15 protein-coding genes and 4 pseudogenes are annotated in these 20,499 nt (G+C 44.0%); 14 read left to right on the top strand and 5 right to left on the bottom strand.

The features are described 5' to 3' along the window. Positions 1-196 precede the first annotated feature (196 nt). The 7 genes and pseudogenes from leuS (at position 197) to JCM15124_RS11385 (ending at position 10,037) form a co-directional block, all read left to right on the top strand. Positions 197-3,045: pseudogene (gene leuS / locus JCM15124_RS14310) on the top strand (leucine--tRNA ligase). Positions 3,046-3,109: 64 nt separating this feature from the next. Next, a pseudogene (locus tag JCM15124_RS17190) lies at positions 3,110-4,092 on the top strand (YitT family protein). Position 4,093: 1 nt separating this feature from the next. Further along, positions 4,094-4,675: a non-canonical purine NTP diphosphatase gene (locus tag JCM15124_RS11405; RefSeq protein WP_024999504.1), complete on the top strand. Its 582-nt coding sequence runs from the start codon at positions 4,094-4,096 to the stop codon at positions 4,673-4,675. Continuing rightward, positions 4,672-5,561: pseudogene (locus tag JCM15124_RS14300) on the top strand (glycosyltransferase family 2 protein). Before JCM15124_RS11405 ends, JCM15124_RS14300 begins: the two are co-directional and overlap by 4 nt. Further along, entirely contained in the window at positions 5,558-7,585 is a 2,028-nt protein-coding gene (gene porZ, locus JCM15124_RS11395) for a type IX secretion system anionic LPS delivery protein PorZ (RefSeq protein WP_024999503.1), read from the top strand. Before JCM15124_RS14300 ends, porZ begins: the two are co-directional and overlap by 4 nt. Next, positions 7,561-8,571, top strand: a complete 1,011-nt coding sequence (locus JCM15124_RS11390) for an acyltransferase family protein (protein WP_024999502.1) — start codon at positions 7,561-7,563, stop codon at positions 8,569-8,571. The genes porZ and JCM15124_RS11390 overlap by 25 nt, the downstream gene beginning before the upstream one ends. 317 nt (positions 8,572-8,888) lie before the next feature. After that, positions 8,889-10,037: a PDDEXK-like family protein gene (locus tag JCM15124_RS11385; RefSeq protein WP_024999501.1), complete on the top strand. Its 1,149-nt coding sequence runs from the start codon at positions 8,889-8,891 to the stop codon at positions 10,035-10,037. Positions 10,038-10,280: 243 nt separating this feature from the next. Here JCM15124_RS11385 and JCM15124_RS11380 read toward each other — a convergent pair whose 3' ends face one another. The 5 genes from JCM15124_RS11380 to JCM15124_RS14295 are packed head-to-tail and all read right to left on the bottom strand — an operon-like array spanning position 10,281 to position 12,664. Then, positions 10,281-10,664 (bottom strand): DUF5024 domain-containing protein, encoded by a 384-nt coding sequence (locus JCM15124_RS11380; RefSeq protein ID WP_024999500.1) that lies wholly within the window; start codon positions 10,662-10,664, stop codon positions 10,281-10,283. Positions 10,665-10,700: 36 nt separating this feature from the next. Beyond that, positions 10,701-11,243: a PG0215 family putative anti-sigma factor gene (locus JCM15124_RS11375; protein ID WP_024999499.1), complete on the bottom strand. Its 543-nt coding sequence runs from the start codon at positions 11,241-11,243 to the stop codon at positions 10,701-10,703. Continuing rightward, on the bottom strand, positions 11,233-11,706 hold the full coding sequence (locus JCM15124_RS11370; protein WP_024999498.1) for a GFO_1088 family ECF-type sigma factor: 474 nt from the start codon (positions 11,704-11,706) through the stop codon (positions 11,233-11,235). The genes JCM15124_RS11375 and JCM15124_RS11370 overlap by 11 nt, the downstream gene beginning before the upstream one ends. Positions 11,707-11,729: 23 nt before the next feature. Continuing rightward, positions 11,730-11,960 (bottom strand): GIN domain-containing protein, encoded by a 231-nt coding sequence (locus JCM15124_RS16785; RefSeq protein ID WP_232220176.1) that lies wholly within the window; start codon positions 11,958-11,960, stop codon positions 11,730-11,732. Between the two features lie 50 nt (positions 11,961-12,010). Next, entirely contained in the window at positions 12,011-12,664 is a 654-nt protein-coding gene (locus JCM15124_RS14295; protein ID WP_232220175.1) for a GIN domain-containing protein, read from the bottom strand. A 322-nt stretch (positions 12,665-12,986) separates the two neighbouring features. On the opposite strand from JCM15124_RS14295, the gene JCM15124_RS16780 reads away from it, so the two are divergent. The 7 genes and pseudogenes from JCM15124_RS16780 to JCM15124_RS11325 all read left to right on the top strand — a co-directional run. After that, complete coding sequence (locus JCM15124_RS16780; protein WP_084609077.1) at positions 12,987-13,196, top strand: hypothetical protein; 210 nt, start codon at positions 12,987-12,989, stop codon at positions 13,194-13,196. 46 nt (positions 13,197-13,242) lie between these two features. Then, on the top strand, positions 13,243-13,890 hold the full coding sequence (locus JCM15124_RS11350) for a hypothetical protein (RefSeq protein WP_024999497.1): 648 nt from the start codon (positions 13,243-13,245) through the stop codon (positions 13,888-13,890). 45 nt (positions 13,891-13,935) lie between these two features. Then, positions 13,936-15,447 (top strand): RNA polymerase factor sigma-54, encoded by a 1,512-nt coding sequence (rpoN, locus tag JCM15124_RS11345; RefSeq protein ID WP_024999496.1) that lies wholly within the window; start codon positions 13,936-13,938, stop codon positions 15,445-15,447. A 34-nt stretch (positions 15,448-15,481) separates the two neighbouring features. Beyond that, positions 15,482-16,099: a phosphatase PAP2 family protein gene (locus tag JCM15124_RS15525; protein ID WP_024999495.1), complete on the top strand. Its 618-nt coding sequence runs from the start codon at positions 15,482-15,484 to the stop codon at positions 16,097-16,099. A 25-nt stretch (positions 16,100-16,124) separates the two neighbouring features. Next, positions 16,125-16,631 (top strand): 5-(carboxyamino)imidazole ribonucleotide mutase, encoded by a 507-nt coding sequence (purE, locus tag JCM15124_RS11335; RefSeq protein ID WP_024999494.1) that lies wholly within the window; start codon positions 16,125-16,127, stop codon positions 16,629-16,631. Positions 16,632-16,749: 118 nt separating this feature from the next. Next, a pseudogene (locus tag JCM15124_RS14285) lies at positions 16,750-18,650 on the top strand (4-hydroxy-3-methylbut-2-en-1-yl diphosphate synthase). Positions 18,651-19,143: 493 nt separating this feature from the next. Then, positions 19,144-20,499, top strand: a 1,356-nt coding sequence (locus tag JCM15124_RS11325) for a pseudouridine synthase (protein WP_024999493.1), incomplete at its 3' end; no start/stop codon positions are given.

The following is a 20,499-nucleotide window of genomic DNA, read 5'->3' as shown; positions in this document are numbered from 1 at the left end:
GCCGCCTGTTCTTTTCCGTTTTTCACCAAATTAATTCGGTAAAAGACTTGTTATCCCTATTAAAATTCGTAATTTTGCAACTTGGATAGTAACGCATTGTTATTTAACGGACTAAGCGTAGGGTAGGGGAAAGCGTTTTCGCCTTACCGAAATTATGGTTCACAGACAACGAAATAAAAATAAAACAAACATAAGAATGGAATACAACTTCACAGACATTGAAAAGAAATGGCAGAAGAAATGGGTTGAAAACAAAACCTATAAGGTTGTTGAAGATAAGAACAAGCAGAAGTTTTATGTGCTTAACATGTTCCCATATCCATCGGGAGCAGGTCTCCACGTGGGACACCCGCTCGGCTACATAGCCAGCGACATCTACGCACGCTATAAGCGTCTGAAGGGTTTCAACGTGCTGAACCCAATGGGATACGATGCTTACGGATTGCCTGCCGAGCAGTATGCCATTCAAACAGGGCAGCACCCGGCCATCACGACCGACAAGAACATAGAACGATACCGCAAGCAGTTGGACAAAATAGGTTTCTGTTTCGACTGGGATCGCGAGGTGCGCACCTGCGACCCGCAGTACTATCATTGGACACAGTGGGCTTTTCAGCGTATGTTCGAGTCGTATTACGACTATACCGAGGGCAAGGCAAAGCCCATTTCCGACCTTGTTCGCCACTTTGAAGAGGAGGGAACACTCAACTTGAATGTAGCGCAGAGCGAAGAAAAAACGTTCTCTGCTCGCAATTGGACGAGCATGAGCGAGAAGGAACAGCAAGAAACACTGATGAACTATCGCATCGCTTATCTTGGCGAAACGATGGTGAACTGGTGTCCGGGCTTAGGAACGGTGCTTGCAAACGACGAAGTTGTAGACGGTGTCAGCGAGCGTGGCGGCTATCCCGTCATTCAAAAGAAAATGAAACAATGGTGTCTGCGTGTGTCGCTTACGCCCGGCGTTTGTTAGACGGCTTGGAAACGGTGAGTTGGTCGGACTCTATGAAAGAAACACAGCGCAACTGGATTGGCCGTTCGGAAGGTACAGAGGTTGTATTTAAAAGTCTTACACCTGCAGGCGATAAGGAAATAGAACACGACATCACCGTTTTTACAACGCGTGCCGACACGATGTTCGGCGTAACTTTTATGGTGCTTGCGCCCGAAAGCGAGTTGGTTCCGGAGCTTACAACCGATGAACAGAAAGCAGAGGTAGAAGAATACTTGGCGTACGTGAAGAAACGAACCGAGCGCGACCGCATGACCGATCGCAAAGTTACGGGTGTCTTCACGGGTTCTTGCGGCATTAACCCCTTCACAGGCGAGAAATTGCCCATCTATATATCAGAATACGTGCTTTCAGGCTATGGCACCGGCGCAATCATGGCAGTGCCGGCGCATGACAGTCGCGACTATGCGTTTGCCAAACACTTCGGTCTTCCAATCCGTCCGCTTATCGAAGGTGCCGACGTTTCGGAAGAAAGCTTCGACGCAAAAGAGGGTATCGTCATCAATAGTCCCGAAAAAACAGTTGAAGGAGGCTTCTCTTTGAACGGACTTACGGTGAAAGAAGCCATTGAAGCTACCAAGAAGTATGTTACCGAACAAGGTTTGGGCAAAGTGAAAGTGAACTATCGCCTGCGCGATGCTATTTTCTCACGCCAGCGTTATTGGGGCGAACCGTTCCCGGTGTACTATAAAAACGGTATGCCTTATATGGTTCCGGCGGAATGTTTACCGCTCGAATTGCCTTCAATCGACAAATTTGAACCAACCGAAACGGGCGAACCGCCATTGGGACGTGCCAAGATTTGGGCGTGGGACGAACAGAACAAGAAGGTTGTAGACAAATCGTTGATTGATAACGCAACTGTTTTCCCATTGGAATTGAACACCATGCCGGGCTTCGCAGGCAGCTCTGCGTACTATCTTCGCTACATGGACCCACACAACAACGAGGCTTTGGTGGGCAAAGAAGCCGATGAATATTGGCAGAACGTAGACCTTTATGTAGGCGGAACAGAGCACGCCACAGGGCATTTGATATACAGTCGTTTCTGGAATAAGTTCCTTCACGACTACGGTTACAGCTGCAAGGAAGAACCATACGAAAAGTTGGTGAACCAAGGAATGATACAAGGGCGTTCCAACTTCGTATATCGTATTAATTCAGACGACCATTCCAAAGCTCCGGTATTCGTAAGCCACGGATTGAAAGGCGAATACGAAACAACGCCAATCCACGTAGATGTGAACATTGTTCATGCCGATGTGCTCGACGTTGAGGCTTTCAAGGCGTGGCGACCGGAATACGAAAACGCCGAATTTATACTTGAGGACGGTAAGTATATCTGCGGTTGGGCAGTGGAAAAGATGTCGAAATCGATGTTCAACGTTGTCAATCCCGACGACATTGTATCGCAATATGGTGCAGATACCTTGCGTTTGTACGAAATGTTTCTTGGTCCTGTCGAGGCAAGCAAGCCTTGGGATACCAACGGTATCGACGGTTGTTTCCGTTTTTTGAAGAAGTTCTGGAAGCTATACCAACAGGAATTGAACGACAACGAGCCTTCAAAGGAGTCGCTGAAGAGCGTGCATAAGCTCATTAAAAAGGTTTCCGGAGATATAGAACAGTTCTCTTACAACACTGCCATATCGGCTTTCATGATTTGTGTGAACGAGTTGGGACAACAAAAGTGCAACAACCGCGGCTTATTGCGCAACTTGCTCATACTGATAGCACCGTTTGCACCACACATTGCCGAAGAGCTATGGGAGTCTATCGGCGAGAATGGCAGCGTCTGCGATGCACAATGGCCAACTTGGGACGAAGCTAATCTGGCTGAAAACGAAGTTCAGCTGACCATTTCGTTCAACGGAAAGGCACGTTTCCAAATGACGTTCCCTACCGATGCCGGCAAGGAAGACATTGAAAAAGCAGCCCTAAACGACGAAAGAAGTTTGAAATACACAGAAGGAAAAACTATCTTGAAGGTGATAGTTGTACCAAAGAAGATTGTAAATATCGTTTTTAAATAAGATAACAACAGCACATTCGTGAACTGAAAATACAGCCACGAATGTGCTCAATATTCATCAGGCAATGACAATTAATCAACAATTAATCAGAAACGAAGTAAAAGACTACGTCTTGGTAACACTCGGTCTGTTTCTGTATGCGGCGGCATTCACAGTATTCTTAATGCCTTATCAGATTGTAACAGGTGGTGTAACGGGCTTATCAGCCATTATTTACTATGCAACAGAGTTTAAACTCGAGAACACTTACATGATTATCAACGTCGCATTGTTGGGCGTTGCATTGAAAATCTTGGGTTTCAAGTTCATGATGAAGACCATTTATGCTATTGTGGTCTTATATTTCATGCTGAAATTTGCCCAAGAATTAATGCCCGTAGATGCGAGCGGACACTTCGTAAAGATATTGGGTGAAGACCAAAAGTTTATGTCTCTCATCGTGGGATGCTGCATTACGGGCACGGCAATGGCTATCATCTTCCTCAACGGCAGCAGTATGGGCGGCACGGATATTGTGGCAGCTGCATAAACAAGTATAAAAACATTTCGTTGGGACAGGTTTTAATGGCTGTCGATATATGTATCATAGGCAGTTGTATGCTTTTCCCACAGTTTGGAACATACGTAGAACGTTTACACAAAGTTGTTTTCGGTTTGTGTACAATGTTTATTGAATGCTTTATGCTTGACCATGTAATGAACTTAAGGCGGCAATCGGTGCAGTTTCTCATCTTTTCAAGGAAGTATGAAGAGATTGCCGACGCCATCATGCAAGAGCGCGACCGAGGCATAACCATACTCGACGGACACGGTTGGTACACCGGAAAGGACGTGAAAGTAATTTGTTTAATGGCAAAACGCAACGAAAGTCAGTCTATTTTCCGTATCGTTAAGATAATCGACCCATCGGCTTTTGTCAGTCAGAGTTCGGTAATTGGCGTGTTTGGCGAAGGGTTTGACAGAATTAAAGTAAGTACCAAGAACTCTGAAAAGGTACTTTCACAAGTCTATCCGAACAACCAATCAACAACCAATAACGAGCAATAAAATGAAAATAGTATTTGCAACGAACAACAAACACAAGCTTTCCGAGATTAAAGACATTCTCGGAAACGACTTTGACGTTGTGTCGTTAAAGGACATTGGCTGCGATGTGGACATACCCGAAACCGCCAATACATTGGAAGGAAATGCAAGTATAAAGTCACATTACATCTACGACAACTACCATCTGAATTGCTTTGCCGACGATACGGGGCTGGAAGTAGATGCCCTTAACGGCGAACCGGGTGTGCATTCGGCACGCTACGACGAGCACACCGACCACGACAGCGAGGCAAATATGCGCAAACTGCTCCGCAAATTGGGCAATACTACAAACAGAAAAGCCCACTTCCGCACAGTTGTTTCGTTGATTATCGACGGCAAGGAACATCAGTTTGAAGGTAGGGTAGAGGGGTATATCGCCACCGAAAAGTCGGGAACGGAAGGCTTTGGCTACGACCCTATCTTTATTCCGGAGGGCTATGACAAGAGCTTTGCCGAACTTGGAGAAGACATTAAGAACCAAATTTCGCACCGGGCACGCGCCGTTCGCAAGCTCGTTGAATATTTAAAGCAACTATCATGAGTAAGAGTTTGTCCATTCTGTTGCCCACTTACAACTGCGTTTGCACGGCACTTGTCGGTGAATTGCAGCGACAGTGTGTAGCAGAAGGGGCAGATTTCGAAATTATTGTAGCCGACGACGCATCGCCCGACAAACGGTTCATAGCCGAAAACAGAGCCATTGCGCACCTCGACGGTGTGCGTTACATAGAGCGGGAACGCAACGTCGGTCGGTCGGCAATCCGCAATTACCTTGTTTCGCAGTCGTCGAAAGAATGGATTTTGTTCATCGATGGCGACCTTTCGCTCAACAATGCGCAGCTCATACACAATTATCTGCAAGCCGAAGGCGATGTTGTGGTAGGCGGTATCAGCATTGTTGAAGACGAAAACAGATGGGGCAACAACCTCAGATACCGCTACGAACACGCTTCAAAAGAAGCTATCAGTGCTGAAAACAGAAGAAAAACACCTTATCAGCACCTCAGCACCAACTTCATGGCACACAGAAAGCTGATAGGAACAACGCCTTACAACGAGGAAATAAAGCACTACGGCTTTGAAGATGTGTTGCTTGGAAAACACTTCAAAGCACTAAACGCCCGCATAAACCACATTGACAATCCTGTTTTATTCGACGATTTTGAACCCAACGAAGTGTTTCTACACAAAACAGAAGAGTCGTTGCGCACCCTTCTGCCTTCCAAACAGAACTGAAAGGCTATTCAAACCTATTGGAAACGGCTGAAAAACTGCACAGAATGCACATCGAAAGGGTAGGGGCGTGGCTTTACAAACTCCTGCATAAACCATTAAAACACAATCTTAAAGGCAATAATCCAAGTGTTTTCTTGTTTAATATCTATAAGCTCGTTTATTTCTTACACTATAATTCGATAAGAAAATGATAAAAAGAACATATATATTTGCACTCGTTTGCTTGCTTCTCGTGCTTCCGCTCCGCAGTTTCGGCAGTGGCATAGGTACATGGAAAAACTATATGGCATACAGCAATGTGCAATGGATAGAGAAGGGCGGCAACCTGCTTTACGTGCTTGCGTCCGACAATCTTTACACTTACAACGAAAAGGACAACAGCATTCAGACCTTCGACAAAGTGAACGGACTGAACGATACCGACATTGACTTCATCGCATGGAACAATGTTGCCAAACGATTGGTTATCGTTTATGCCAACCAAAACATAGATTTGCTCACCCAAAAGGGCGAAATCATCAGCTTGTCCGACTATTACAGAAAGGCGATGACAGCCAATAAAAAGATAAACAGCCTTTATATTGAAGGGGCATACTGCTATGTTTCAACCGGATTTGGCGTATTGAAGATAAACGTTAGTAGGGCTGAAATCAGCGATACTTACAATCTTGGCTTCAACGTAGACTATACTTACATCGAAGGCAATTATATTTACGCTGCCAGCAGCGAACGAGGACTCTACCAAGCTTTGCTTTCCGATAACTTGTTGGATAGAAACAACTGGAAAAGGGTAGGCAACTTTGTGGCGCAAACCAAAACCATTGCGCCCGAACTGATGGAGAAAGTGAAGCCATTGCTGCCGGGCGGACCTAAGTACAACCGCTTTTTCTTTATGCAATATCTTAACGACCGCCTCTATACAACGGGCGGAGCCTTCGAGCCGGGCGCAGTAGGACTAAACCAACCCGGCACTGTTCAGGTGCTGAAGAAAGACGAATGGACCATCTTCCAAGACGAATTGGACAAGATAACGGGCTACTACTATCAGGACATGAACTGTTTGGCAGTAGACCCGCAGAACCCCGAACACGTATTTGTTGGCGGAAGAGCAGGCTTATACGAATTTCTGAACGGCAGACTAAATAGGTATTTCAACAAAGACAACAGTCTTTTGCGTCCCACCGTAGATAGAGGTATAGAGTTGGGCAACGACTATGTACCGGTTCAAGGATTGGTTTTCGACCGAAAAAACAATTTATGGATATTGAATAGCGGTACCAAAACAACTTCTTTATTGAAGCTGTCGCCCGACGGAAATATGGCTGACTACTCTAAACAAGAGCTGATGAAGGGCGGATTAAGTCTGCACGTGATGCGTCGTCCCATTCTCGACAGCCGCGGTTTAGTATGGTTTGTAAACAGCCACTACGAAGCACCGGGCTTGTTTTGCTATAATCCTGAAACCGACAAGCTAAGCGTTTTCAACAATTTCAAGAACCAAGACGGCTCTTCTATCATGGTTATCCAAATGCGTTGCGTGCTGGAAGATGCCTATCAGAACCTTTGGATAGGCACAAACGTTGGTCCGCTACGACTCACTACCGACCAAATGCAAAACCCTTCAGAGGCTATTTTCGAACAGATAAAGGTGCCACGCAACGACGGAACAAACCTTGCCGACTACCTATTGGCAGGCGTAGACATTTCGTGCATGGCGATTGATGGCGGCGGACGCAAATGGTTTGGCACGAATGGCAACGGTGTTTACCTTATCAGTGCCGACAATATGAAGCAGGTACAACACTTTCTAAGCAGCAACAGCAAGCTCCTTTCCAACAACATAGAGAGCATTGCCATCAACGATAAAACGGGCGAAGTGTTCTTCGGAACAGACAAAGGCTTGTGTTCGTACATGAGCGATGCAACAAAACCATCGGACAATCCGGGCGGCGACGATACTTACGCTTATCCAAACCCTGTCCGCCCGGACTACAAAGGACTGATAACGGTAGTTGGCTTGGCTAACAATTCCGACGTGAAAGTAGTTACCACCAACGGCATACTTGTGGCAAAGGGCACAAGCAACGGCGGTACATTCACGTGGGACGGCAACGATTTAAACGGAAAACGTGTGGCGTCGGGAATTTATATGGTGCAGACGGCTGACCAAGAAGGCAACAACGGAACAGTATGCAAGATAGCAATAGTGAACTGACGCAACACAAGCGCAAACATTGGATAGACCTTTTGCGAGGCTTTTGTATGGTAGCTATATTGCTCGACCATACGGAAATATACTATACAGGCGACAACATCATCGGCTACAACTATTATGTAGCCAATGTGCTGGTCGCCTTTTTCTTTCTTTCGGGCTATCTTTTCTACAAAGAAACACCGTTTTCGCTGCGCCACAAGCTCATCTACATTGCACGCTACTTGCTGTTGCCCTACTTCCTGTTTACTACTTTCATTGCCATTCCGAAGGCTTTCGTACACAGTTTCGACGTTTCCGAAACCCTGCTCTCCGTCGTTACGGGGCAAGCATCGTGGTTTGTAGCTGCCCTAATCGTGGCAGAAATCGTGTTTTCCACAGTGTTGTGGGCGTGCAAAGGCAAAACTTGGGGATTATTGACACTCGCCCTTGCAGCTTCAGCAGCTTGTTATTTTCTTTCCACACACTGTTCCGACCTTTATTGGCAAATAGAAAACGCCTGTATGGCACTCCCCATTCTCTGCTTCGGCTACTTCTACCACAAGTGGGAAAACGTTTTCCACCGTTTCCACAACTTATCATCATCATTCTTTCTCTTTATTCTTTTAACGATAATAAAAGTATATGAACATACGCAGGGCATAACTCTGCTTATCGAACCCATACGCATCAACAATTGGTACGTATTTGTTTTCGATGCCCTTGTGTGCACCCTGTTCCTCGTAAGTTTAGCCAAACAGCTGAAAAGCGTTGCTTGGTTGGAGTGGACAGGACGCCGCAGCCTCGTCTACTACTTCTTTTCCGGCGGCATACCCCTTATTGTTTCCGCCCTGCTCCAACGTATCGATATGGGTTATTCGGGGCACTACCACCGTGTTCTCCTCGCTTTCCTGCTCGTCTACGCCCTTACTTCCATTATCGCATGGGCAGTCTATCGCTACTTAGGCTTTATTGTTCAACAGCCTTCAAAAGCAGCAAACAAAGCGTAAACCACCACGAAAATACCCTGCAAAATTCTTCTTTCTCAAATTACTTACGTGTAAATAACAATTTATTTACGTGTAAAGAAACATTTACTTACACGTAGAAAAATATTTATTTATGTGTAAGTAATTCGACAAACGAACGATTTCGCAACTTTTAAGCATCGCATTTACTAAACTTTCTGCCGATATTCGCACAGAAAAAATGCAGCTAAAACAGTAATATCCATATTTTATTTTAATCCTAATTATCTTTTGTAATATAGGCATTAATTGCTAACTTTGTACTAACTAACAAAGTATAGAATTATAAATAAAAAATAATGGATAGAATAAATAATCTGCTTAACCAAGTATCCATCATCGGAAAGAAAAATGCAGAAATATTAGATGCAACAGGTGGTCGATTTAATATGTTTCGTGTTTGCGGTGTAAATCATTACGAAAATACACACTCAGCAATCCTCACAGAATTTTTAAACCCTAAAGGGACACACGGGCTTAAATCAAAACTTCTTGAATGTTTTATAAAAACATTAGGCGAAAACTTTACCATTAACGGTTTCAACTGTGAAAATGCAAGAATTTACACAGAATACTCAACATCAGAAGGAAGAATTGATATTCTGATAGAAGACGAAAAAAGAAAAAAAGCCATTATCATTGAGAATAAAATTTACGCTAACGATCAATTAAATCAATTAGAAAGATACGATAGCTATGCTAAAAAAAGATACCAAAAAGGAAACTATCAAATACTATACCTAACACTTGATGGCAAAGAAGCTACCGAACAAAGTGGGAAAGGAGTTTCGTATCTGACAATTTCATACGAAGAAAACATAATAAACTGGCTTGAGAAATGCGTTGCAATTGCTTCACGTTTTCCCATAGTAAGAGAAACTATTATACAATATATTAATCATCTAAAAGAATTAACACATCAAGATATGAATAACAAAAACAAAGAAGAAATAACAGAAGTCTTGTCAAAAATAGAGAACCTAAAAGCTGCAAAATTAATCTATCAAAATTATTTAGCTACTTTTGATACTATTATAAAAAAGTATTTTAATCCTAAGATGGAAGAATTTGCAAAACAAGAAGGATTAGAATACATTTATGAAAATAGTGAAGAATTTTACGTACGATTTTATTTTACAAATCCTCTTTGGCAAGGAAAATGTTGGATAGGATTTAAACTTGGAAGATATAAGTACTTTTATGGATTGTGTAATAATCCAAATAAGTACAAAATTTCAAATGAAAATATAAAGAAAATACACGAACAACTATATAAATTAGGTATTTATTCTTTCCTAGAAAGCGAATGGTGGCCATTCTATAAACACATACCAAACTTGACTTTAGATAATTGGGAAAATGATATTATTAATAGTGATAATTTCCTAAATGACTGTATAGACAAAACAAAAAAGATATTGGAAGTGATGAAAAATATAGAACTGTAAAAGAAAGAATACAGAATTGATACTGATTACCATTTCCATAGGTTCGCGAAAATGGTTAAATCGAGTAACGAAGAAAGGAAAGTTACATATAAAAACGCATTTCAAGCATTGGTTTTATATAACAAAAACCGCTATCAAACAGCTTTCGCTTTGTTTGGTAGCGGTTTATTTGTGCTGATAAAGGTATGTTTCAGGGTTACTTAGGCATTAATATACCCTTTTCGCATTGCTATGAGAAAGATTTTATTTCGGCTGTATGATAATCGTTACCTTTACTTTTCCGTAGCTATTGCTGTTGCGTTTCAGCATATAGATGCGGGCTTGTTGAGGCTTTTCCACCACGAGTAGGGTGGTGTGTTCGTTGTTTGCCACCTTTTCGGTCCAGCTTCCGGTATGCGATTCGCGCTTAAAGACACGGTAAAAAGTACCTCCTTCGCTGCTGTCCATTTCGAGTGTCTTCACAACTTTCACCACTTTCTGCGTCTGCGGATTGCGTTTTACGGCTGTTGTGAAAGAAGAACCACCCATCGAGGAATAGCGTTCCACAAGGTTGTCGATGCTGTTCTGCGCTTGTGCGGCAAGCGTTGCGAGCAAGCAGACAATGAGTGTTATAATGTATTTCTTCATTTCGTCTTCTTTAATATTAATGGTTTCATATCGTTACTATAGCGTTGTTCCGCCGTCAGAGCCTAAAAGTTGTTCCAGTTCCTTGCGCTGTATGGGGTCGTCAATGCTTTCGAGCACTTCCGTTTCGGCATTTTCTATCACGGCTTGGCTCTGCACTTTCTTTTCTATTTGGTCGGCTTCGGCAAACGTTTCCTTTAGTTTCCCTTTTATTTCGTGCAGGTTATCGTTCCTAACTCCATCGACAATGGTGTAGCTGCCTGCATATTTCTTTGCCAATTGCCTGTCTTGATACTGCCCATAGAAAAGGAAAACACCGAGCAAGAGAAGCAGAGAGGCAGCTATACCGATGATGCGACGAAGCATAACAGTGCTTGTCCGTACCGGCTGTTTTGGTGGTTCGCCACTGTGTTCGGACAGTTGTTGAACGGCAGCAAGGTCGAGAAACATGTCCCGATAATGCAAATACTCGGACGATACCTTCTCTGAACGAAAGTAAGTGTAAAGTTTTCGCTCTTCGGCAAGTGTAGTTTCGCCGTCCAAAAACTTATCGATGAGTAGTTTTATCTCTTTATTTTCCATTGTTATATCGTTTTAGAACCGCCCTTCTGGCACGGCTGACGGCTTGCCGTATGGCTTCTTCTGTGCTGCCAATAGTTTGTGCTATGTCGGCATATTCCTTTCCGTCGATGTGTCGCAGGCGCAGAATGGTTTGCTGGAGCGTAGGCAATGTGTTTATAATACGCAGTATTCTGTCGATGCGTTCATCGGTTTCTGCGCGCTCTTCCGCCTGTACGACTTGCAAACAGCTTATTTCCGTGTGTGGCGTAGTGTGGCGCAGGCGGTCGATTGCAAGGTTTCTGGTAATGACAGAAGCAATGGGCATGAGTGGCAAATTGAGTTCTGCATGTATCTGCCATAAGCGTAACATTGCATCTTGCACAATGTCTTCTGCCTCGTCGCTGCTCTTCAGGTAGTGCAGAGCAGTGCTAACGAGTTTCGGTCGCACAGCGGAGGCTTCTTGTTTAAACTCGGTTTCTGTCATTCGCAGGCAGATTTACACATCTGTTAGTACTTGTTCAGCTTAGAACTATCAACGTTTGAAAAACCTTCATTGTCTATCTGCACATCGTCGGCAGTACCCACAAGTGTTACTTCGCCGTAGCCGGCGTTCTTTACCATAATACGTTGGCAACCCAAATTAGCCTTTACTTCTCCGTTTCCGGTATTGTTTATCTTTACTTCTCTACCTTTAAAGTCAATCTTAAACTCACCTAAACCTGAATTTACAATATCCAATAAGTCGGTTTTTGTGGCATTTATATTTATTTCTCCATTACCTGTATTGTCTATTCTGCCTTGCTTTCCGCTGAATGTAACTTTATATTCGCCCGAGCACTGTGTACTATCTTGAAGTCATCGGAACAGACCGACGATTTTATATCAATGACACCGGTTCCATCAAACTTTACCTTCTTCGCATTTATGTTTATCTTTCCATCTACCACACCGCTCATATTCATTGTCAGCGATTTGCTCGAAAGGTTGTCGATATACAACGAATTTACGCCGGAAAGGTCGATTTTCATATCTCCTCCTTTTATGTTTTTTGCCTTAAAAACGTTCACACCGTACATATTAATAATGTCCATACGAGGCGATGTTATCCGTATAATGGGCGTTTTCTTGCATTCGTCCTTGTCTTTATGCTTTGTACCTTTCTTCCATTGTATGCTGAGAAGCCCGCTTTTGTTGCACACTTCCGTGTTTGAAATGATGTCGCCGGGTGCTGTAATGCTTACACTGTATCTATCGCCTTGCACGTATTCCACGTTTCCGACCATACCAATGTCAATCCCGCTAAACCCTTTCATATTGTAACTTTGTGTAATAATGGTTGTCGAAGCGGTAATGGTAACAGCATTACACGTTTCTTTTGATTTGGTTGCACAGCTGTTCATCACTCCGAGAAGTATGGCACAGCAAAAAAATAGTCGTTTCATAAGCATTTTGTTTTAATTGTTTACTCTTAGTACGTAGCAAGCGTTGCTTTGTGACAACAATTCGATAAATATTTTTAACTGCATGATAAGTAGTGCCCACTACAACTTTTTATATTGCATAAGACTAAGGCAGACTTCCCAAAACCGATACTTGTCCGTTCTCGTTGCCTTTGTCTTCGCAATAAACCAAAGTATAGCCATAGGCAAAGATACACATTTTTAAGAACAGTCTGTTTCAGTAATATAACTTATTTCATGAACGAAAAGAAGATGATAATAATGTAAATATTTTTTATAAACATATCTATTACATAACTTATTAATTATCAACACATTGCAAAACCTATTGTTTTGCATTCCAAAAGCGGCTGTTTTGCACGGTAAAAGCGTAGGTTTTGCATCGCAAAACAGCCGCTTTCGCAACGCCAAAGCGCAGCCATCGCTTTTTAACGGAATTATTTTTACAAAAAGACGATACTTATCTTGTTTCACCCTTCAATACGATGAAACAAGAGAAAAATTTGGTTATTAAACTTAAAATGAGTAACTTTGCCATAACCATTAACTGCATTTGACTTATGGCAACACACCCATCATGGTCGGAAGAATATTGGCTTCTGCTCTTGCAAATCTATCTGAAGAAGCCCATAGGTACGAAACGAACTTACGCTCGCCCCATGGTTGAGCTTAGTTTAGAACTGCACATTCCGCCACACATGCTGTTTGAAAAGATGGAACAGCTTGCAGAGAAAGACACACAAAGCCTGAAAGCACTGTGGGAAACATACGCCAAGAACCCCAACAAGCTGAGAAAAGAAGCAAAGCGCATAAGGGGAATGAAAGGATTTGGAAAGCCCGAGAAATTCTACGAAGGTGTAGAAGCATCGGAAACCTTTGAAAAAGACTTCCTGCCCATAGAGAAAGCCACCGACCTGACGCCTGCCGCACTCATCGTTGTGCTCGATTTGTATTTCCGTCTCACCCCTATCACGATGGTAGAAGAAACTCCCGAAGTGAAAGAAGTGGCACGACTGCTTGACATATCTGCCCACCGTGTAGTTGAAATTATGGAAGTTTACCGGTTTTGCGACCCTTATTTGAACCACGACGACCTTATGATTTCGCCCCTTTTGCTGCCTTGTCGGAACATTTGGGATAGATATGGCAATGCCGATACCAAGAAACTTTCGACATTAGCACAAGAATTGCACCATTATTTCAGATGATTATGTTTCTTTTTTCGTAATTTTGCAAACATAATTCGGGTTATTATGGCACAAGAACAAGTACAGATACAAGAGCAACGACAGTTGCAAGTGCAGCGACTTTCACAGCAACAAATGTTGCAAATAAAGTTGCTTGAGATGCCATTGACCGAATTGGAGGAAAGCGTTAATGCCGAATTAGACGATAATCCTGCATTGGAAAAAGGACAAGAAGAAAGCGAATTGCCCGATGGAACAGACAACGCAGAGACCGGCAACGACGATTTCGACACACAACAAGAACGGCAGGAACGACAAGACGCACTCGACACTGCGCTCGAACGCATGGGGGGCGATGACGAACTGCCCGTTTACGACGGACGGCAACGCAAAGACAATGCCGACTACGAGGAAATTGTGTATGGCGACACTACATCATTCATCGACAAACTCAACGAGCAAGTGGGCGAAAGGGTGCTTACCGAAAGGCAGAAAGCCATACTGGAATATCTTATCGGCAGTCTCGACGACGACGGATTGCTACGCAAAGACCTCGACGTTATTGCCGACGAACTCGCCATCTACTACGGTATAGACTGTGAAGAACAGGAAATAGCCGATGCGCTTTCGCTGTTGCAAGACTTTGACCCTGCCGGTATCGGGGCACGCTCGCTACAAGAGTGTCTGCTGCTGCAAATAAAACGCAAGGTAACGGAAGGCGAATGGGAAGGCAACGGCAACCTATATGGCTATCTGAAAACTATTTTTACCGAATACTTCGATGCTTTCACGAAGAAGCATTGGAACAAAATACAAGCTGCTCTCTCGCTTTCCGACCTCCAAGTAAAGGCACTTCAAGCCGAAATACGTAAGCTAAACCCAAAGCCCGGAGCATCAATGGGCGAAACAATGGGCAGAAATGTGCAGCAGATAACGCCCGACTTCATTGTCGATACCGACGACAACGGAAACATCAGCTTTACTCTGAATCATGGAAACCTGCCCGAACTGCACGTTTCACAAAGTTTTAACGACATGCTGGCAGCTTATAAAGACAACAAACACGGCATGAACCGGCAAGAAAAGGAAGCGTTACTTTATGCAAAAGGCAAGGTGGAAAAGGCACAAGGCTTTATAGAAGCCATTAAACAACGCCGAAATACACTTTATATAACGATGAAAGCAATCATCGAAATACAGAAGAAGTTCTTCCAAGAAGGCAACGAAGCCGACCTGAAACCTATGATACTGAAAGATATTGCCGAGAAAACAGGACTCGATATATCTACTATCTCGCGTGTAAGCAACATAAAATACGCACAAACACGGTGGGGCACGTTTCCTCTTCGCTTCTTCTTCACCGACAGCTACACTACGGAAGACGGCGAAGAAATGTCTACAAGAAAGATAAAAGTGGCTTTACGGGAAATCATCGACAACGAAAACAAACAGAAACCGCTTAGCGACGACGCCCTCGCAAAGGTGATGAAAGAGAAAGGTTTCCCCATTGCAAGGCGCACAGTGGCAAAGTATCGCGAGCAACTGAACCTGCCCGTAGCACGTCTGCGCAAAGAATAAGCAAACCGAAGAAATTGGTACAACACCGAAATATATGAACGAAAAAAACATCATACTTACTGCACGAATAGCGAGCATGCTGCTCACGCCATTCTATTTGCCTATAGTGGGCATCTTGGCGATATTCATTTTCTCCTACCTAAGTATGTTTCCGTGGCAGGTTAAGCTATCGTTGGTGTTGATGGTCTACCTTTTTACCGTGCTCATACCGAGTTTGCTCATTCATCTTTATAGGCAATACCACGGCTGGACGCCTTTACAGTTGGGACAAAAGGAGCGCAGAATGGTACCTTACGTTATTTCCATACTCTGCTACTTCACTTGTTTTTACATCATGAACCTATTGCATTTGCCGCATTTGATAACGTCTATTCTCATTGTGGCATTGGTTATACAAATGCTTTGTGCCGTTATCAACGTGTGGTGGAAGATTTCTACCCACACCGCAGCTATCGGTGGGGTGCTGGGAGCATTATTGGCATTTTCCTTTATGCTTAGTTTCAACCCCGTGTGGTGGTTCTGTTTGGTTGTCATTGTATCGGGAATAGTGGGTTCGAGCCGTATTATATTGCGCCAACACTCGCTCACACAGGTTACGGCAGGCTTTTTCTTAGGTATCATTAGCGCATTTTTTACAATCATATTAATATAGAAACAAAAAATAAAAACAAAGATATATGAAACCATTGGTTAGCATTATTATGGGTTCTACAAGCGACCTTCCTGTTATGGAGAAGGCTTGCAAGTGGCTGGAACAATACGAAATACCGTTTGAAGTGAATGCACTTTCGGCTCATCGCACCCCTGCAGCGGTGGAAAAGTTTGCCAAAGAGGCGAAAGAACGTGGCATTAAGGTTATTATTGCCGGTGCCGGCATGGCGGCAGCGTTGCCCGGTGTCATTGCAGCCTCAACCTCTTTGCCTGTAATCGGTGTACCTATTAAAGGTATGTTAGACGGTTTAGATGCCATGCTTTCCATCATTCAGATGCCTCCGGGCATACCTGTTGCAACTGTAGGCGTAAACGGTGCACAGAACGCAGCCATATTAGCAGCCGAAATGATAGCACTTGGCGATGAAGAGATTGCCAAGAAAGTAGAACAATGGAAGGCTACTTTAGGACAGAAAATAGAAAAAGCCAACAAAGAATTGGCTGAAATAAAGGATTATAAGTTTAAGTGTTAAATGCTAAAAGCGAAAACACAGAAAGGTTAAGTTAATCGTAAATACCTGCCGCAGCTGTTGCAACAATCGGTATTCGTGTCGGCTTAACCTCTAAACAATAAACTCTCAATAGGTAAAGATGATAGATTTATTCAATTACGAACGTAGGAAAAGCTCTGTTACACATATTGGTGCGTTGGACATGGGAGGCGACAATCCTGTCAGAATTCAGTCGATGACAACCACAAACACGAACGACACCGAGGCGAGTGTAGCGCAAGCAAAGCGCATTATTGCCGGCGGTGGCGAGCTTGTCAGACTTACCACGCAAGGAAAACGCGAAGCCGAAAACCTCAAACACATTAATGCACAGCTTCGTGCAGAAGGTATTACGACCCCACTTTGTGCCGATGTGCATTTCAATGCGAATGTTGCCGACGTGGCAGCACTGTATGCAGAGAAAGTTCGCATTAATCCGGGCAACTATGTAGACCCGGGACGTACGTTCAAAATATTGGAATATACCGACGAAGAATATGCCAAAGAACTCAAAAGAATAGAAGACCGCCTTACGCCTTTTATTCAGATATGCAAAGAAAATCGTACGGCGGTGCGCATAGGTGTAAACCACGGCAGTCTTTCCGACCGCATTATGTCGCGCTATGGCGATACGCCCGAAGGCATTGTGGAGAGCTGTATGGAGTTTCTGCGTATCTTTAAAAAGCACGATTTCAACGATATTGTTATCTCTATCAAGGCTTCCAACACGGTGGTAATGGTGTGTTCGGTGCGCCTTTTGGTGTCTGAAATGGACAAAGAAGGTATGAACTATCCGCTCCATCTTGGTGTTACGGAAGCCGGAGAGGGCGAAGACGGACGTATAAAGAGTGCTGTGGGCATCGGTGCGTTGCTGAACGACGGCATCGGCGACACTATCCGCGTGTCGTTGAGCGAAGAACCGGAATGCGAAATACCTGTTGCAAAATACTTGGCACGCTATATTCGTCAGAAGAAAGGCACATCATCGTACCTGCCGAAACTTTCAAAGGGTTCGATTATCTGCGTCCTGAACGCAGAAAAACAAAGGCAGTGGAAAACATCGGTGGCAAAAACGTGCCTGTTGTCATCGCTACCCGCAATGCAGTAGAACAAAGTTCGGACGTGGTCTCTACGCTTCCAACACCCGATTACATCTACGTAAACGATGCGTTGCCGGCAAAACTGAAAGACGGACAGAAGTATATTATCGACTACAATGCCTACATTGAATTGGCAGCAAAGGGCGAATTGCCTTCCGAAAATGTCTTTCCCATCTTCCCAACGCCTGCCATTCCGTTCATCGGAATTGTGAAATCGAAGGTTAAATTCTTGGTTTTGAAGTACGGAACACCATCGGAAGAGTTTCTCGCTTGTTTGAAATACCACCCCGAAGTAGTAGTAGTTTGCGTAAGTTCGCATCAGAACAAGCTCGCCGAACAGCGTGCATTGGTTCATCAAATGATGATTGCAGGCGTGGAAAACCCTGTCGTTTTTGCACAGATGTACCGGTTTTCGACTGACGAAAGCAATGAGAACGCCAACGAACCGAGCACAAAGGAGCAGTTCCAGCTTGCTGCCGCTGCCGACATGGGCGCATTGATGATTGACGGACTGACCGATGGTTTGTGGCTCATGAACAACGGAAACATTTCGCAAGACGATGTGGAACAGACTGCCTTTTCCATTCTTCAGGCAGGCAGATTGCGTATGGTGAAGACCGAATACATATCGTGTCCCGGATGTGGGCGCACGCTTTACGACCTCCGTACCACCATTGCACGCATTAAGGAAGCCACAAAGGGCATGACAGGCTTAAAGATTGGCATTATGGGCTGCATTGTAAACGGTCCCGGCGAAATGGCTGATGCCGATTACGGATACGTCGGAGCAGGTCCGAAAAAGGTGAGTCTGTACCGCAAAAAGGTATGTGTAGAAAAGAATATACCCGAAGAAGATGCCGTAGAACACTTGCTTGCACTGATTAAAAACGACCAAAAATAAAGCTATAATATACGTTAGCTCGGCATAAGAAAGCAGGTTAAGCAGGCAAATCTCGCAGATATTTTTTAGCAAATCCACTGATGAAACCGTGAGAGCATTTCTGTTTAATCTTGTAAAAATAATTCTCTTAAAAAGTGATAATTTCGTTTTGACGTTGCAAAAGCGTAGGTTTTGCGTTGTAAAACCTACGCTTTTACCGTGCAAAACAGCCGCTTTTGGAACGCAAAACAATAGGTTTTGCAATACATTGATACTAAATGAGTTATGCAATAGCTATGTTTATAAAAAATATTTACACTTTTATTGTCTGTTTTTCTATTATAAAATAAGAAATGCAGACATATCTCGCACTCGTATAAATAGGTTGTTTTATGTTGAATTATCTAAACAGAGAATGTTTGTAAACATAATATTTGCAGGGTAATCGCAGTATTGCGAACGAAAAGCAGTATATTTGCAAGGCTATTATTTAATAGAATAGAAGAAGCGGAAAATGGAAGATAAGTGTTTTCATAGGTTGCCAAATGGCTATGAGGCGGCGGCGATAGGCGAGGCGAAAGTCTTTCCCAATCCTTTCTTTTACGAACCTTCTCCGCTTGCACGCCTTGCTGCGAGCTTGTTGCAACGGTCGCTCCCTGTGCTGAAAGAGGGCAAAATGTTTGGTGTGCTGATAGTGGAACACAAGGGCGAGTTGGGCTATTTGCAAGCCTATTCGGGGCAATTGGAAGGCATTAGCGACGATGGTTTCGTGCCGCCTGTATTCGATTACTTGCAGCCCGATGGTTATTTCAAGACGCACGAAGCTGAAATAACGGCATTAAACTGCAAGATTGAAATGTTGAAGCAGTCGGACGGTTATGCAAAAGCTACTAAAAAACTTGCCGAACTAAAAGTTGAAACGCAGCAAACTGTGGCAGAGGCACGGCAGGCAATGGCAGTTGCGAAGCAGTTACGCGACGAACGGCGGAAGGAAGCCTTTGTTTCGGAGGACGAACAAAAGGAAATGACACGCGAAAGCCGGTATATGAAAGCAGAATTGCATCGCACGAAGAAGCGGTATGCAGCGTTGTTGGAAACGGCGGAAGCCGAAGTGGAAGAGTATAACAAGAAAATAGTGCAGCTGAAGAATGCCCGCAAGCGTAAATCCGACCAACTTCAACGTTGGCTTTTCTCGCAATTCACTTTCTTGAATGCAAAGGGCGAGCGCAGCCACTTGCTGTCTATCTTCCGCAATTACTATTTGCAGCATAGTCCACAGTCGGTGCTTGCCACGCATTTTGCCACCATGGGCGAGCAGGCAACGCTGTTTCCGCCATCAGGAACGGGCGAATGCTGCGAACCAAAACTGCTTCAATACGCTTTTTCGCACGGCATGCGCCCTGTGGAAATGGCAATGTTCTGGTGGGGAGAACCACCGAAAACCGAAATAAGACAGCACGGACAGTTCTATCCGGCGTGCAATGGAAAGTGCAAACCCTTGCTGACGTGGATATTAAAAGGTATGAATGTGGCTGCCAATGCGTTGGAAACGGAAACCGAACAAAGCATAGACATTATTTACGAAGACGGCGATTTGGCAGTTATAATGAAGCCAAGCGGTATGCTTACCGTGCTTGGTCGCAGCAACCGGCAGTCGGTTGAAACCATTTTGCGCCGGCGATGGAACGACAACGATACGCCCATCATTGTGCATCGTCTCGATATGGCAACCGGCGGACTGCTTGTAGTGGCACGAAACAAACAGGCACACAAGCATCTGCAGGCGCAGTTCAAGGCAAAAACAGTTAAGAAACGCTATGTAGCCTTGCTTTCCACCGACTTGTTAGATAGGGTTGAACTACCCCGAGAG

Source organism: Prevotella falsenii DSM 22864 = JCM 15124, from assembly GCF_000613945.1.
Taxonomy (GTDB): domain Bacteria; phylum Bacteroidota; class Bacteroidia; order Bacteroidales; family Bacteroidaceae; genus Prevotella; species Prevotella falsenii.
This window is presented reverse-complemented; position numbering and strand designations above follow the sequence as displayed.

Bases quoted from the DNA above. Each gene is read 5' to 3' on its own strand.
- JCM15124_RS11405 (WP_024999504.1), top strand. From the start codon at position 4,094: ATGAAAATAGTATTTGCAACGAACAACAAACACAAGCTTTCCGAGATT.
- porZ (WP_024999503.1), top strand. From the start codon at position 5,558: ATGATAAAAAGAACATATATATTTGCACTCGTTTGCTTGCTTCTCGTG.
- JCM15124_RS11390 (WP_024999502.1), top strand. From the start codon at position 7,561: ATGCAAGATAGCAATAGTGAACTGACGCAACACAAGCGCAAACATTGG.
- JCM15124_RS11385 (WP_024999501.1), top strand. From the start codon at position 8,889: ATGGATAGAATAAATAATCTGCTTAACCAAGTATCCATCATCGGAAAG.
- JCM15124_RS11380 (WP_024999500.1), bottom strand. From the start codon at position 10,664: ATGAAGAAATACATTATAACACTCATTGTCTGCTTGCTCGCAACGCTT.
- JCM15124_RS11375 (WP_024999499.1), bottom strand. From the start codon at position 11,243: ATGGAAAATAAAGAGATAAAACTACTCATCGATAAGTTTTTGGACGGC.
- JCM15124_RS11370 (WP_024999498.1), bottom strand. From the start codon at position 11,706: ATGACAGAAACCGAGTTTAAACAAGAAGCCTCCGCTGTGCGACCGAAA.
- JCM15124_RS14295 (WP_232220175.1), bottom strand. From the start codon at position 12,664: ATGAAACGACTATTTTTTTGCTGTGCCATACTTCTCGGAGTGATGAAC.
- JCM15124_RS11350 (WP_024999497.1), top strand. From the start codon at position 13,243: ATGGCAACACACCCATCATGGTCGGAAGAATATTGGCTTCTGCTCTTG.
- rpoN (WP_024999496.1), top strand. From the start codon at position 13,936: ATGGCACAAGAACAAGTACAGATACAAGAGCAACGACAGTTGCAAGTG.
- JCM15124_RS15525 (WP_024999495.1), top strand. From the start codon at position 15,482: ATGAACGAAAAAAACATCATACTTACTGCACGAATAGCGAGCATGCTG.
- purE (WP_024999494.1), top strand. From the start codon at position 16,125: ATGAAACCATTGGTTAGCATTATTATGGGTTCTACAAGCGACCTTCCT.